Source organism: Brevundimonas sp. BH3, from assembly GCF_045345115.1.
Taxonomy (GTDB): Bacteria; Pseudomonadota; Alphaproteobacteria; order Caulobacterales; family Caulobacteraceae; genus Brevundimonas.
In genome coordinates this window covers 244596-258133 of the sequence record NZ_CP150796.1, presented here as the reverse complement: position 1 = coordinate 258133, position 13538 = coordinate 244596, and the positions used below count along the sequence as shown (strand labels likewise).

General features: G+C 61.8%; 14 protein-coding genes and 1 tRNA gene. 9 read left to right on the top strand and 6 right to left on the bottom strand.

The genetic code is table 11. The features are described 5' to 3' along the window. Window positions 1-3: 3 nt before the first annotated feature. Window positions 4-723 (bottom strand): heme ABC transporter permease CcmC, encoded by a 720-nt coding sequence (gene ccmC / locus WEU32_RS01200; protein WP_406853471.1) that lies wholly within the window; start codon window positions 721-723, stop codon window positions 4-6. A 118-nt stretch (window positions 724-841) separates the two neighbouring features. Continuing rightward, a complete protein-coding gene (locus WEU32_RS01195; RefSeq protein WP_406852593.1) occupies window positions 842-1852 on the bottom strand; it encodes an adenosine kinase in 1011 nt (336 codons plus the stop codon). 89 nt (window positions 1853-1941) lie between these two features. Here WEU32_RS01195 and WEU32_RS01190 point away from each other — a divergent pair, with 89 nt between their 5' ends. Next, entirely contained in the window at window positions 1942-2823 is an 882-nt protein-coding gene (locus WEU32_RS01190; RefSeq protein ID WP_406852592.1) for a RimK family alpha-L-glutamate ligase, read from the top strand. On the opposite strand, the gene nth is transcribed toward WEU32_RS01190, so the two are convergent. Beyond that, the gene (gene nth / locus WEU32_RS01185; protein WP_406852591.1) at window positions 2820-3575 is read right to left on the bottom strand and encodes an endonuclease III; all 756 of its coding nucleotides are present in this window, start codon (window positions 3573-3575) and stop codon (window positions 2820-2822) included. The two genes, WEU32_RS01190 and nth, sit on opposite strands and share 4 nt — an antisense overlap. A 171-nt stretch (window positions 3576-3746) precedes the next feature. Between nth and WEU32_RS01180 the strand changes: the two genes are divergently transcribed. From WEU32_RS01180 to WEU32_RS01160, 5 genes are all read left to right on the top strand, one after another. Continuing rightward, window positions 3747-4802, top strand: a complete 1056-nt coding sequence (locus WEU32_RS01180; RefSeq protein WP_406852590.1) for an HlyD family secretion protein — start codon at window positions 3747-3749, stop codon at window positions 4800-4802. Further along, the gene (locus WEU32_RS01175; RefSeq protein ID WP_406852589.1) at window positions 4802-6379 is read left to right on the top strand and encodes a DHA2 family efflux MFS transporter permease subunit; all 1578 of its coding nucleotides are present in this window, start codon (window positions 4802-4804) and stop codon (window positions 6377-6379) included. The genes WEU32_RS01180 and WEU32_RS01175 overlap by 1 nt, the downstream gene beginning before the upstream one ends. After that, on the top strand, window positions 6380-6973 hold the full coding sequence (locus WEU32_RS01170; RefSeq protein WP_406852588.1) for a TetR/AcrR family transcriptional regulator: 594 nt from the start codon (window positions 6380-6382) through the stop codon (window positions 6971-6973). 105 nt (window positions 6974-7078) lie between these two features. After that, window positions 7079-7858, top strand: coding sequence for a creatininase family protein (locus tag WEU32_RS01165; protein ID WP_406852587.1), 780 nt, complete (start codon window positions 7079-7081; stop codon window positions 7856-7858). A 14-nt stretch (window positions 7859-7872) separates the two neighbouring features. Then, complete coding sequence (locus tag WEU32_RS01160) at window positions 7873-8349, top strand: phasin family protein (protein WP_406852586.1); 477 nt, start codon at window positions 7873-7875, stop codon at window positions 8347-8349. A 16-nt stretch (window positions 8350-8365) separates the two neighbouring features. Here the strand turns inward: WEU32_RS01160 and WEU32_RS01155 are convergent, their stop codons facing one another. Genes WEU32_RS01155 through tsaD form a run of 3 tightly spaced genes read right to left on the bottom strand, consistent with a single transcriptional unit; the run spans window position 8366 to window position 11063 of the window. Continuing rightward, the gene (locus tag WEU32_RS01155; protein WP_406852585.1) at window positions 8366-8755 is read right to left on the bottom strand and encodes a Rieske (2Fe-2S) protein; all 390 of its coding nucleotides are present in this window, start codon (window positions 8753-8755) and stop codon (window positions 8366-8368) included. Further along, the gene (locus WEU32_RS01150; RefSeq protein WP_406852584.1) at window positions 8752-9750 is read right to left on the bottom strand and encodes an NAD(P)H-dependent glycerol-3-phosphate dehydrogenase; all 999 of its coding nucleotides are present in this window, start codon (window positions 9748-9750) and stop codon (window positions 8752-8754) included. Before WEU32_RS01150 ends, WEU32_RS01155 begins: the two co-directional genes overlap by 4 nt. A 35-nt stretch (window positions 9751-9785) precedes the next feature. After that, complete coding sequence (tsaD, locus tag WEU32_RS01145) at window positions 9786-11063, bottom strand: tRNA (adenosine(37)-N6)-threonylcarbamoyltransferase complex transferase subunit TsaD (protein ID WP_406852583.1); 1278 nt, start codon at window positions 11061-11063, stop codon at window positions 9786-9788. A 50-nt stretch (window positions 11064-11113) separates the two neighbouring features. On the opposite strand from tsaD, the gene hemC reads away from it, so the two are divergent. The 3 genes from hemC (at window position 11114) to WEU32_RS01130 (ending at window position 12870) form a co-directional block, all read left to right on the top strand. Continuing rightward, on the top strand, window positions 11114-12055 hold the full coding sequence (gene hemC / locus WEU32_RS01140; RefSeq protein WP_406852582.1) for a hydroxymethylbilane synthase: 942 nt from the start codon (window positions 11114-11116) through the stop codon (window positions 12053-12055). A gap of 2 nt (window positions 12056-12057) precedes the next feature. Beyond that, window positions 12058-12747 (top strand): uroporphyrinogen-III synthase, encoded by a 690-nt coding sequence (locus WEU32_RS01135; RefSeq protein WP_406852581.1) that lies wholly within the window; start codon window positions 12058-12060, stop codon window positions 12745-12747. Window positions 12748-12794: 47 nt separating this feature from the next. Then, window positions 12795-12870: transfer RNA gene (locus WEU32_RS01130), tRNA-Thr, on the top strand. Window positions 12871-13538 lie beyond the last annotated feature (668 nt).

Genomic DNA, 13538 nt, shown 5'->3' with positions numbered 1-13538 from the left:
TCCTCAGGCGTATTGGGCCGCACGGGCCTTAAGAGACAATACGCGGCGGCGGCGGACTTCACTGCGAATTGAGGTCAGCCAAATGGCGCCGAAGAACAGGCCGTAACCGAAAATCATCGCCAGCAGGGCCGGAAGATAGGCCGGATCGACACTGGTGCCGCCCGAGCGGATCAGGGATGCCGGTTGGTGCAGGGTGTTCCACCAGTCCACCGAGAATTTCACGATCGGCAGGTTGATAAGACCCACCATGCCCAGCACAGCCGCGGCCTTGGAGGCGCGCTGTTCATCGTCGATCGACGAGCGCAGGGCCATGTAGCCGATATAGAAAAGAAACAGCACCAGAACCGAGGTCAGGCGGGCGTCCCACACCCACCATGTGCCCCACATGGGCTTGCCCCAGAGCGAGCCTGTGAACAGGGCCAATGCGGTCAGGGCCGCACCCGGCAGGGCGGCGGCACGGGCGGCGGCATCGGCCAGCGGATGGCGGAAAACGAGTGCAAAAAAGCTGGACACACCCAGAGCCAGATAGGCCCCGAGGCCGACAACCGCCGCCGGCACATGGATGAACATGATACGGACCGTATCGCCCTGCTGGTAATCTTCCGGCACTGAAAAACTCAGCGCCGTCCCCCACAGCAACAGGCCGATAGCGACGGCCCAGAGCACCGGAACCAGAGGGCCGGTGAAACGCATGAAACGATCGGGATTGGCGAGACCAAACATGGTTTGCCGATTACCCGTCCCCGCGCAGGACAGCAAGCGGACCGAACCGCACGCCCCAAAGAAAAAGGGCAGCAGACGCATGACGCACCTGCTGCCCTCGTTTTTAGCTGACCGGTTTTTACAGGGTCAGGCCGTGTTCAGCCGCCAGTTCAACCAGCTTGACCTGCGGACGCGGGCCCCAGTGGGCGATCACTTCGGAGGCAGCAAGCGAACCCAGCTTGCCCGCATCGTCCAGCGACAGGCCGCGCGCCAGACCGACGAGGAAGCCCGCCGCATACTGGTCACCGGCACCGGTCGTATCCAGAACCTTGTCCACGGGGAAGGCTGCGACAGCCACGCGCTGTTCGCCCGAAATGATGACCGAGCCATGCGCGCCACGGGTGACGGCAGCGATCTCGACAATGGCGGACAGTTGGTCGGCAGCGGCGTCAAAATCTTCGGTCTCGAACAGGGCGGCCAGTTCGGCTTCGTTGGCCAGAACGATGTCTGCCGAGGCCTTGATGAAGTCCAGCAGTTCGGCGCGCCAGCGGTGGACCACGAACGAGTCCGATAGGGTGATGGCAACCTTGCGACCGGCCTTGTGGGCGGCGGCAGCGGCGGCTTCGAACGCCGCACGCGCCGGTGCCGGATCAAACAGATAGCCTTCCAGATAGACGATGGCGCTGGAACCGATCAGGGCCTCGTCGATATCGGCGACGGTCAACTGGTTGGCGGCACCGAGGAAGGTGCACATGGTGCGCTGGCCGTCATGGGTGACGTTGATCAGGCAGCGGCCGGTACCGGCGCCGCCTTCCAGAACCGGCGTGTCGAAATGCACACCACCGGCACGGATATCGTGAGCGAACACCTCGCCCAGCTGATCCTTGGCAATCTTGCCGATATAGGCCGCACGCGCACCATAAGAGGCCACGCCCGCTACAGTGTTACCGGCCGAACCACCCGAAGCCTCGACCCCCGGTGCCATGCCGTCATACAGTTGCGCGCTCTGGACTTCGTCCACCAGTTGCATCGAACCGGGCACCAGGCCGCGCTGTTCAAGGAAGGCGGCCTCGCACGGCGCCAGAACGTCAACGATGGCATTGCCGACAGCCAGCACATCGAAACGGACATCAGAGGAGTTTTGGGTCATACCGGCTTCTTAATCACGAGATAGGTTTCGCGCCACTGTTTCACGTGAAATATCGCTTTCTCAGATTTTTACCTGCCCCGATGAGTCCCATGTCCAAGATTGCTATCCTGACGCCCGACCCTGCCGACCCGTCCTATGCCGGACAGTGGCCACAGGTGTTAGAGGTTCTGAAAGCCGCGCTGGTCGAGGCGGGTCTGGAAGTTCATGCCGAACCGTGGACGGCACATGCGAACGATGCCTCGGGTCTGAAAGACTATGACCTGATCCTGCCGGTGATTGTCTGGGGCTATCACCGCGATCACGCCTTATGGCTCAAGGCCTGCGATCTGTGGAAACGCGAGGGCCTGCCGCTGGCCAACAGCGCCGACACCCTGATGTGGAACTCCGACAAGGCCTATCTACAGGGTCTGATCGACCTTGGCATTCCGATGGCCGCCACCCGCTTTGTCGAGCGCGTCACGGCCCGCGATATCGAGATGGCCTTTGATGATCTGGCCAGCGGTGTTCTGATCGTCAAACCGACGATTTCGGCGGGGGCATACCGGACGCTGCGTCTGGACCGCAATACGGACTGGGCGTCAAAACTGGCCACGGCTCCTGAAGGGGCGGCGATGATCCAGTCCTATCTGCCCACCATCGAAACCGAGGGCGAGACCTCCCTGCTCTTCTTTGGTGGCGAGCTGTCCCACGTCGTCAACAAACGCCCCATTGAGGGCGAGTTCCGCATTCAGGTACAGTTCGGCGGCCAGTATCAGGCACTGGACAGTGCGCCGCCAGAAGCACTGGCCTTGGCGCAACAGGTGCTCAAGGCCTTTGGCGATGACCTGCTCTATGCCCGTATTGATCTGACCCGTGACGAGACGGGTCGCTGGGTGCTGATGGAGGCAGAACTGATCGAGCCGGACTTCTATCTGGCCGCCGCCCCCACGGCCGGTGCCCGCTTTGCCGACGCGGTCAAAGCCCGTCTTTAATCGGCGAAACTGGCCCGCGAGGGACAGATATCGGACAGCACACAGCCCCCGCATTTAGGCCGCTGTGCCAGACAGGTATAGCGGCCATGCAGGATCAGCCAGTGGTGCGCCTTGGCCAGCCATTTCTTGGGCACGATCTGGTGAAGCTGGTCCTCGACCTTGTCGGGGGTTGCGCCATTGGCCAGCCCCAGCCGGTGCGAAACGCGGAACACATGAGTATCGACGGCAATGGCCGGTTCGATATCCAGCTCGTTCAGCACCACGCTGGCGGTCTTGCGCCCGACCCCCGGCAGGGCCTGAAGGTCTTTACGGTTCAGCGGCACCTGTCCACCGTGCTGGTTCACCAACATGCGGGCGGCGGCGATCACATTCTTGGCCTTGGTGCGGTAAAGCCCGATGGAGGCGATATAGGGGATCAGCCCCTCCTCGCCGAGCGCCAGCATCTTCTCGGGCGTATCGGCCACCTCGAACAGGGCCTTGGTCGCCTTGTTGACCCCCACATCGGTCGCCTGTGCCGACAGAGCCACCGCCACCACCAGCGTATAGGGGTTAACAAAGTCCAGTTCGGTCTTGGGCTCGGGCATGATGGCCGACAGGCGGGCGAACACCGTCTCGACCTTGGCCTTGCTCGGCGGCCAGCGCACGATCACCCCTACAGGGGCTTTTTTCGGCTGTCGGGATTTGCGCACGCTGGATAGCGGCGTCAAAGCGGCGCGAACAGACTTTGAAACGGGGCGTTTGGCATCGGTCATGGTCCCTATGGCTTGGCCGCGAAAGCCTTTGGAAGCAAGCCTTTGCCTGACATGGCCAGCATGGCCCGGCAACTAAAATTCACTTGGCTAAAAGTCGTCTATTGATTTTTGGACCAATGGGTCCATTTTTCGCGCCGATTTCATAACCTTCCCCAAGCCCAGTTGTTCTCCATGGCCGCCTCCCCGCGCAAACGCCTGCCCCTGATCATTGCTGTCATTGTTGCCATCGCCCTTGTTGTGGGCGGCGGCTACTGGTGGATCAGCAAGCAAAGATGGGAAAAGACCGACAACGCCTTTGTCGAGGCCGACACCGTCATGGTCGCGCCGCGCATCAGCGGTCAGGTGATCGAGGTTCTGGTCAAGGACAACCAGACGGTCGAGGCCGGACAGATACTGGTGCGTCTGGACGATGCCGATGCCAAGGCGGCCCTTGCCGAGGCCGAGGCCGATCTGGCCGCTTTGAGAGCCGCTGTCGGCAATGTCGATGCCCAGCTTGCACAGCAACAAGCCGCCATCGCCGCCCGCGCCGCCGCCGTGGACCAGAGCCGCACACAGGCCGATCTGGCCCGCAAGGAGGTGGACCGCTACGGCCAGCTGGCCAGCCAAGGCTGGGTCTCGACCCAGCGCATGGACACCCAGCGCGCACAGGCCGACACCGCCCGTGCCAGTGTGGCTCAGGCTCAGGCCGCAATGACTGCCGAACAGCGCACCCTTGGCGTGCTGTCCTCATCACGCAACCAGTCTTCTGCGGCCGTGCAAAAGGCCGAGGCCGCCGTCGAACAGGCGCGTCTGACGCTGGAGCGCACCATTATCCGCGCCCCGATCAAGGGTGCCGTTGGCGCGCGCGGTGTGCGTGTGGGTCAGGTGGTTCAGGCGGGCGGGCAGATGATGTCGATCGTGCCACTGGGCGAGATTTATGTCGTGGCCAATTTCAAGGAAACCCAGTTGAACCGCATGCAACTGGGCCAGCATGTCTCCATCAAGGCCGATGCCTTCCCCGACCGCAAGATCAGCGGCGTGATCGACAGCTTCGCCCCCGCCACCGGCTCGGAATTTGCCCTGATCCCCGTCGAGAACGCGACCGGAAACTTTACCAAGATCACCCAGCGCGTGCCGGTGCGGATCGCCGTTGAGGATGCCACCCGTCTGGGTCTGCGCCCCGGCCTGTCGGTGCATGTCACCGTGGACCTCAAGAGCGGCCAGAACACCCAACCGACCGACCGCTGATGAGCGCCCCCGCAATCACGGCAAACGGGGACGAGGCCCCCATCAACTGGACTATGCTCCTGCTCGGCTTTGCCGGCATGGTAATCGGCCAGTTCATGGCCATTCTGGATATCCAGATCGTCGCCGCCTCCCTGCCCCAGATTCAAGCCGGTGTCGGTGCCTCGGCCGACGAGATCAGCTGGATTCAGACCGCCTATCTGATCCCCGAAGTGGTGATGATCCCGCTATCGGGATTCTTGTCGCGCCTGTGGGGCACCCAGAAGGTGTTTCTGGCCTCCTGTATCGGGTTTTTGATCACCAGTGTTCTGGTGGGTCTGTCGTCATCCATCGAGATGATGATCTTTTTCCGTGCCATTCAGGGCTTTGTCGGCGGGGCGATGATCCCGACCGTATTTGCCGTGGCCTTTACCGCCTTCCCGCCCGAAAAGCGGGTGACGGCCAGTGTCATTATGGGCCTGATCGTCACGCTGGCCCCGACCGTGGGGCCGACGCTGGGCGGGCATTTGACGGAATGGCTTAGCTGGCGCTGGCTATTCTTCATCAACATCTTCCCCGGCATGATCGTGCTGTTTCTGGTCGGTCGCTATGGCAATTTCGACAAGGGCGACCTGTCGCTGGCCAAGAGATTTGACTGGCTGGGCCTGTTCCTTATGGCCGCCTTCCTGATGAGCCTTCAGTTTGTATTGGAAGAAGGGGCCAAGGAAGACTGGTTCGCCAATGACCACATCCTGCTGCTGACTGTTGTGGCGGCCATTTGCGGGCCGGCCTTTATCTGGCGCTCGCTACAGTCCAGCAATCCGATCGTAGAGTTACGGGCCTTTGGTAACCGCAACTTTGTGGTCGGCGTCATCATGACCTTTGTCGTCGGGGCAGCCCTGTTCGGTGGCTCGTTCCTGATCCCGCTGTTTTTGGGGCGGGTGCGCGACTATTCGGCATCCGAGGTTGGCACCACCATGATCGTGTCGGGCCTGTCCATGTTTGCCATGGGCCCGTTTGCGGGGCGTCTGGTGCGTATGTTCGATGCGCGTATCTTGATGTTTGTCGGCTTTGTCATGGCTTCGTGGGGCATGTGGGATGCCCGTCTGGTGACCGACGAATGGGGCTTTTGGCAATTTGCCGGTGTGCAGGCCATGCGCGGCGCGGGCGTGATGATCGCTATGATCGCCTCGCAACAGGTGACTATGGCCACCCTGCCCCCGCACATGGTCAAGAATGCCTCGGGTCTGGTGAATCTGTCGCGCAATGTGGGCGGGGCATTTGGTCTGGCCATCCTGAATACCAGCATCACCCAGAACTCGGCGCGACATATGGCCGAATTGACCTCTCGGGTCGATCAAACCCATGTGCAGATGCGGCAGATGATCGAGGCCATGACCGCAAGGTTCTCAACCTCGATCGACCCGCACGCCTCGGCGCTCAAAGCGGTTTACGGTATGTTCCAGAAGCAGGCGACCACGCAGGCTTTCGGCGATGCCTTTGCCCTTTTGGCGGTGGCGTGTGCGTTTGCCGCCTTTGTCACCTTGTTTGCTCGGCCCGCCAAAACCGACGGGGCCGCGCCCTCCGCCGAGATCCACTAGATGCCACGAGCCCCCGGCCAAATCGACGAACAGAAAAGCGAGGCCATCATGGCCGCCGCCATGGACCTGTTCGCGCGCAAGGGGGCCAAGGCGTCCATGGCCGAGATCGCGCGCATGGCGGGCGTGTCCAAACAGACGCTCTATAACCGCTATCCGTCCAAGTCCGAGCTGGCGCGGGCGCTGTTGACCCGGCGCTCCTTGTCGATCACCTCGCCGCTGGAAAATACCGGCAGCCCCCAGCAGGCGCTCAGTGGAATGGCCATGGGGTTGCTGACACAGGTGGTGAAGGCCAACAGTTCCGAGCATTTGCGGGCACTGGCCTTTGTCTCGCGCGAGGATCATGAACTGGCGGCGGCCGTATTTGATGCCGGTCCCGCCCGCAGCCTGCGCCGCCTGTCGCAATGGCTCGAGGACCGCAACGCACAGGGGCAGTTGGCCATCCAGAACCCCGATCAGGCCGCCGAAATCTTTGTCGGCATGGTTCTTGGGCATGCCCATCTGCGTATGGTTCTGGGGCTGGAAACGCCCGAAAAGGACATGGCCCAGCATGCCGATGAGACGGCCCGTCGATTTGTACGCGCCTATGCGGTGTAAGCACACGATAAGACCGCGCCCGCAATAGCCATCAGGCGCAGATCAGCCTAGATATAGGCTCTGTTTCTTTCGAATGGCTGCCGGTGCAGCCCTGCGGAGCCTTAAATGCTGATCCACCTTTCGTCCTGGCCTGAAATCGATGCCTATCTGAAGTCCGGCCAAGTGCTGGCCAAGACGGTCATCGTACCGATCGGCTCGAACGAACAGCATGGCCCGACCGGCCTTCTGGGCACAGACTGGCTCTGCCCGGAAATCATTGCCCACGCTGCTGAAAAAGCTGACGAAAATATTCTGGTCGCCCCGACCTTCAATATCGGTATGGCTCAGCACCATCTGGCCTTCCCCGGCACCATCACGCTTCGCCCGTCCACCTTTATGGGCGCGATTGCCGACTGGGTGTCGTCGCTGGCCCGCCACGGGTTCGAGCGCATCTATTTCCTGAATGGTCATGGCGGCAATGTCGCCACCATCGAAGCCGCCTTTGCCGAAATCTATGCCGAATGGTCGTTCACGCCCGAGCCGTGGGCCGAGCGTCCGCCGTTCGTGATGAAGCTGCGTAACTGGTGGGACCTGCCGGGCGTCCAGAAGCTGTGCGAAGACATCTTCCCCGTCGGCCACGGCTCGCACGCCACGCCGTCGGAAATCGCCGTCACCTATGCCGCCTATCCGGAGCGCTTAAAGACGGCCAGTTACGAGCCGAAAATCGCCCCGAACGGCCCGATCCGCGATGCCAATGACTATCGCGCCCGCTTCCCCGATGGCCGCATCGGGTCAGACCCTGCACAGGCCACACCTGAAAAGGGCCAGCAGATCATCGATTTTGCTGTACCGGCCCTGATTGCCGACGTGAACGCGTTTGCCAATGAAGTCCTGCCCGTAGCCTGAGTTCGGACACCCGTATGAAAAAACCCGTCTCCGACATTTTGCAAAATGCCGAAGCCAATCTTCGCACCGGTCAGGAAATGGCCGAGGCGAGCGCCTTCGTCGTTCAAAAACGTCTGGAGAAACTGGCCGGAGCCGCCGTCGATCCCATCAGGGCCGACCACGCGGAAATCGGCCGGATGGGTTCGGAAAAGGTCGAGGCTTTCACAGCCTCGGCCGGTGCCGCCAGTCACGCCGCGTTTGAAATGGGCGAGGCCTGCACCGATATTGCCCGCCGCAATAGCGAGCAGCTTCAGTCCAATCTGGATGCCCTGTCGCGTGAAACCAACGAGGCCAAGCGGCTGGCCCTGCAAACCGAACAGGTGGCCCAGTTCTGGGGTCAGGCCATGGTGGATGGCATGGCTCTGTGGTCACAAGGCCTGTCGGCACAGGCCAAGATCATGGCCCCGCTGCATGCGCGCGTAACCGAAAACGCCAAGCGCCTGAAAGACTAGTTCAAGCAAGAGTGGGTCAGGCGGTGCGAACGATCCCGTTCACCACCTGAACCGGCCAAGGCGTCAGCTTGCCACCCGCACACGGACCACCGACACAGGCCCCCGTCAGCGGCTCGAACACCGCGCCGTGCCAGCCACACAAGATGACCGAGCCGTCATTGGACAGATAGCGGTCCAGTTCCATGGCAATCGGAAAACCGGCATGGGGACAGCGGTCCACCCATCCGGCAATCTCGCCATCCTTTTTCACCACAAAGCCGTGAAAAAACGCCTCGCCGATCTGCAACACAAACCCGCGCGAAGACGGGTCGGCCAGATCGTCGAATGCACAAAGCGCGACATTGGCCGGTGTTTTCCAGACACGCTTGCGCTCTTCGGCGACGGGCGCGGTTTCGGCCTCGCTCATTCGCGTTCCGGCTTGAGCGGACGCGTCAGCAGGTTCTCAATCGCCGCATCCACCGTGGTTTCACCCGCAAGAACGGCAGCCACCGCCTCGATGATCGGGGTTTCTACACCCAGTTTCCTGGACAGTTCGCGCACAGCCGGCGCGCTCTCATAACCTTCGGCCACCGAACGCTTGCCCGCCAGAGCCTGTTCGACAGTCTGGCCCTGACCCAGTGCCAGACCGAGGCTCATATTGCGTGATTGCGGGCTAGAACAGGTCAGCACCAGATCGCCCAGACCACACAGACCTGTCACCGTCGCCGGATCACCACCCAGTGCCTCGGTGACTCGTACGATCTCGGCAAAGCCGCGTGTGATGACAGCGGCATGGGCGCTGCGGCCCATTTCGCGGCCTTCAACAATGCCACAGGCGATGGCCAGCACGTTTTTCAGCGCCCCGCCCGTCTCGGCCCCGATAATGTCGTCGGCATAATAAGGACGAAACACCGGACCGGACAAAGCGCCCGCCAGTTTTTCGGCCATGTCCAGATCGGCACAGGCCAGCGTCACGGCGCTGGGCAGGCCACGGGCCACCTCGGCGGCAAAGCTGGGGCCCGACAGGACCGCCGTCACCGCATGCGGAATGGTTTCGGCCAGCACATCGGCCATCAGCTTCAGCGAGCCGCGCTCGATACCTTTGGAGCACAGGACAATCGGCAGACCTTCACGGGCATGGGGCGCAAAGGCCTCAAGCGTCGCGCGCATGTGTTGGGCCGGCGGCACAGCCAGAATCAAATCGCAACCGGCCAGATCGGCCAAATCGGACGTCACAGCAATCGAAGCATCCAGTTCGATCCCCGGCAGGAAGGCTTCGTTGATCCGCGTCTTGCGAATGCTGTCGGCCACTTCGGCCTCGCGGGCCTGAAGCGTAACCTGAAGGCCCGCTGCTGCCGCGCTCTGGGCCAGTGCCGTTCCCCATGCACCGGCGCCGATAACACCTGCCGTTTTGAAATTCATAGTCTCTCCGCAGGCAGTGAGGTTCCCCGCAGGTCTCACGCCTTGGCGCCTTTGCGCCCTTGTTTCTTGTGCACAGGATCGCCCGTCGCGCGCGCTTCGTCCAGAGGCCATCTGGGCCGCGCGACCGCATCGAGGTCCGAAACCCAGCCTTTTTCCAGCCGCTCGGCCCCTGCCAGCGCGATCATAGCGGCATTATCGGTGCAATAAGCCATGGGCGGCGCAAAGAAACCAAAGCCGTATTTTGTCGCCAATTTCTGAAGCGTCGCCCGAACTGTCTTATTCGCCGCCACACCGCCAGCGACCACGAATATTCTTTTTTGCCCTACCGTCTCGCCCGCGGGGCTCGACTGCTTGAGGGCGTTATCTTGCCCTACCGCCTCGCCCGCGGGGCTCGGCTGCTTGAGGGCGCTGGGGGCTTCACCATGGGCCACAAGCTCGGGATGGCTTTCCAGATAGGCCTTCATGGCCCGCTCGGTGCGCTCCATCAACTGACGGGCAATCGCCTTTTGAACGGCATCGGCCAGATCGGCGCGATCCTGATCCGTCTCGCAGGTCTGGGCCAGACGCGAGGCCGCCGTCTTCAAACCCGAAAACGAGAAATCACAATCCTTGCGCCCCAACAGCGCGCGCGGAAGTTCAAAGCGCGAGCCATCACCGGATGCCGCCAGCTTCTCCAGCGCCGGACCACCCGGATAACCCAGACCCATGGCCTTGGCGATCTTGTCAAAGGCTTCACCCGCCGCATCGTCGATGGTGGTGCCAAGGCGGCTCATATCGCCAATGCCGCGCACCTCCAGAAGTTGGCAGTGACCACCCGACACCAGCAGCAACAAGAACGGATAGGCGGTTTCCGCCCCCAGACGCGCCGATACGGCATGGCCTTCAAGATGGTTGATCGCCACCAGCGGCAGATCGCGCGCCAAGGCCACAGCCTTGCCATAGGACAGGCCCACCATCACCCCGCCCACCAGACCGGGGCCGGCGGTTGCCGCCACGCCCGACAGTTCGCTCCAGTCGAGGCCGGATTGCTCCATAGCCTGACGGGTGACCGTGTCGATCATCTCCACATGGCTACGGGCCGCGATTTCGGGCACCACACCGCCATAGGCCGCATGCTCGTCGATCTGGCTGTGAATGACGCTAGACAGCACGGTCGCACCATCAGGACCAAGACGCACAACCGAGGCCGCCGTCTCATCGCAACTGGTTTCCAGACCCAAGACGGTCAGTACCTGATCCCCGTCATTTTGACGGTTTACAGGCGTCGCATTTGCGCCTTCGGGTTCCCTGCTATAGTTCGCGGCCTTATCCATCGGGTCGAGGTAGCGATCCGGACCCTTTTTCGCAACGGCTGGGACGTTTTATGGCACCCCTTCTTCGCATTGGTACCCGTCGCTCCAAACTGGCGCTGGCCCAGTCTGGCATGATGCAGCGCGCCATTGGTCGCGCTCTGGGTGTGCCCGAAGACGACATTATCCACGCCGTGCCTCTGGTCGAGATCGTCACCACCGGTGACCGGATCCAAGACCGTCGCCTACTCGAAGTCGGCGGCAAGTCTCTGTTCACCAAGGAAATCGAAGAAGCTCTTCTGGATGGTCGCATCGATGTGGCCGTCCATTCCATGAAGGATGTGCCTGCCGAACAGCCGGACGGTCTGGCTATTGCCGCCATCCCCGAGCGCGAAGATCCGCGCGATGCTTTTATTTCGGAAAACTGGTCGTCACTGGCCGATCTGCCTCAGGGCGCGAAAGTCGGCACGGCCTCCCTGCGCCGTCAGGCCCAGCTCTTGTCGATCCGTCCCGACCTACAGATCGAGATGCTGCGCGGCAATGTCGATACGCGACTGCGCCGTCTGAAGGACGGTGATTTCGACGCCATCCTTCTGGCCTGTTCGGGCCTGAACCGTCTGGGTCTGGCCGATGTGATTACCGAGCGTCTGGACCTGACCGCCTTCCTGCCCGCCCCAGGTCAAGGGGCCCTGGCCCTGCAAACCCGCGCAGACGACATCAACAGCATCTGGGCACAGGCCCTGAACCACGCCCCGACCGCTCTGGCTGTTGCGGCCGAGCGGGGAGCCATGCTGGCGCTTGAAGGCTCCTGCCGCACGGCTGTCGGGGCCTTTGCCCATATCGAAGACAGCACCCTGCGTATCGGCACCGAAATGCTGGCCCCTGACGGTCAAGGCCGCTGGACCGAGCGCGGCACCATCAGCGCCACTGCCTCGCAAGCCGATGTCACTGCGCTGGGTCGCCAACTCGGCGAAGCCGTCAAGGCCGCAGCCGGCGACCAGAAAATCGAGATCTGAGCATGCCCCTATCGGCCCCGCGCGTCTGGATCACCCGCACGCAACCGGGGGCCGATGCCACAGCAAAACGTATTCGAACTATGGGATGGGAACCGGTTGTGGCCCCCCTCTTGGAAGTGCGTCCTATCAAGGGCGCTATGGGCACAGCCCCTGCGCCCGACACGCTGGTCGCATTGGCCCTGACAAGCCCCAACACACTGGACATGATCGGGTCAGAGCTTCTGGCCTATAGCCACTTGCCCGTTTTTGCAGTGGGCGACACGACCGCCGACGCCGCCCGCAAGATTGGCCTTGCCCATGTGCAATCGGCCAAGGGCGACATCCATGCTCTCGCCTGCCTGATTGCCCGTAACATACCCGCAGGCCGCATCTTCGCACCGGGCGCTCTAGAGCCCGCCGGCGACCTGCCCGCCCTGTTACCCGACCATCAGGTCATTCGCCTGCCTGTCTATGAAACCGCCGATACCGGTATAGCCCATCCCGACGACATCACCGCCATTCTGATTCACTCGCCACGCGCTGCGCGCCTGCTCTGTGCCCGCCATCCGGTTCGCGCCGAAGCGATCGTGACCATCTCCAACGCCGCCACCACCCCGCTAAACGGCCATTTTAACGGCGAAATCCGCACTTCTCCCACACCAGATGAAGAAGGTGTGCTGACAACCCTTGGCAACGCGCCAAGTCCCGTATAAGAAACCCGCCTCTCCGCCCCGTCAGGCATCGCCGACGCGGAACCAGAGCCGCTTTAGCTCAGCTGGTAGAGCACCGCATTCGTAATGCGGGGGTCACGTGTTCGAGTCACGTAAGCGGCACCACCCTTCCAATAAGCAAATGAACTTCGCTTAAGGCTAACGTGCCTTTGGCAAGGGTCCATCGTGGGTTCCTAGTGGAAAGGACGATACGGCCTCCCGTCTAACGCTGTCCCTGCTCTGGCGAACTCCGTCCAAAACTAGCCAACTCAGGCGCTGAACAGACTACAGTGAGAATACTACCCTCAACGCTGCACCTCAGTTCGGTGAGGCCTGCGTAAATAAGCGCGCGTGCTTCATCGGTGAATGCTTGGGAAATGCGGACCACGAGTAGGCGCGATTCCTATCCCTTGAAACTGTGTAGTGTTGTTACCCTCACTCGAGCATCACCCATCCAGAAACCCATCTTATTTCGTTTCGCTTCCACTCCTAGAGCCGAAGTATACAATCTCCGCCCCAGCCCTTTGGTCATCAGTACGCGCCATCTCCGTTGCCACGCGGGGTAAACGATAACTAGCCTTGAGCGCGACCCTACCGCCAGTTACGCTGGCACCCTGCATAGCGTTATCAGTCCACGCGCTCGCCGTGCCATAAACATCCTGCGTCGAGTTAGCGACTAGGACTCATTCACCACCGTCTTTTCAGCTCTCCTTGCAAAGTATTCCAACAAAATAGTCACAGTCTTGACCTTCATCGACGAGGATAGTGCAGTATCGGGCTACGACTTGTTCTAG

Coding starts and splice junctions, on each gene's coding strand:
- WEU32_RS01155 (WP_406852585.1), bottom strand. CDS start 8,755: ATGAGCGAGGCCGAAACCGCGCCCGTCGCCGAAGAGCGCAAGCGTGTC.
- WEU32_RS01135 (WP_406852581.1), top strand. CDS start 12,058: ATGCCCCTATCGGCCCCGCGCGTCTGGATCACCCGCACGCAACCGGGG.
- WEU32_RS01180 (WP_406852590.1), top strand. CDS start 3,747: ATGGCCGCCTCCCCGCGCAAACGCCTGCCCCTGATCATTGCTGTCATT.
- tsaD (WP_406852583.1), bottom strand. CDS start 11,063: ATGGATAAGGCCGCGAACTATAGCAGGGAACCCGAAGGCGCAAATGCG.
- hemC (WP_406852582.1), top strand. CDS start 11,114: ATGGCACCCCTTCTTCGCATTGGTACCCGTCGCTCCAAACTGGCGCTG.
- WEU32_RS01165 (WP_406852587.1), top strand. CDS start 7,079: ATGCTGATCCACCTTTCGTCCTGGCCTGAAATCGATGCCTATCTGAAG.
- WEU32_RS01195 (WP_406852593.1), bottom strand. CDS start 1,852: ATGACCCAAAACTCCTCTGATGTCCGTTTCGATGTGCTGGCTGTCGGC.
- WEU32_RS01190 (WP_406852592.1), top strand. CDS start 1,942: ATGTCCAAGATTGCTATCCTGACGCCCGACCCTGCCGACCCGTCCTAT.
- nth (WP_406852591.1), bottom strand. CDS start 3,575: ATGACCGATGCCAAACGCCCCGTTTCAAAGTCTGTTCGCGCCGCTTTG.
- WEU32_RS01170 (WP_406852588.1), top strand. CDS start 6,380: ATGCCACGAGCCCCCGGCCAAATCGACGAACAGAAAAGCGAGGCCATC.
- WEU32_RS01175 (WP_406852589.1), top strand. CDS start 4,802: ATGAGCGCCCCCGCAATCACGGCAAACGGGGACGAGGCCCCCATCAAC.
- WEU32_RS01160 (WP_406852586.1), top strand. CDS start 7,873: ATGAAAAAACCCGTCTCCGACATTTTGCAAAATGCCGAAGCCAATCTT.
- WEU32_RS01150 (WP_406852584.1), bottom strand. CDS start 9,750: ATGAATTTCAAAACGGCAGGTGTTATCGGCGCCGGTGCATGGGGAACG.
- ccmC (WP_406853471.1), bottom strand. CDS start 723: ATGTTTGGTCTCGCCAATCCCGATCGTTTCATGCGTTTCACCGGCCCT.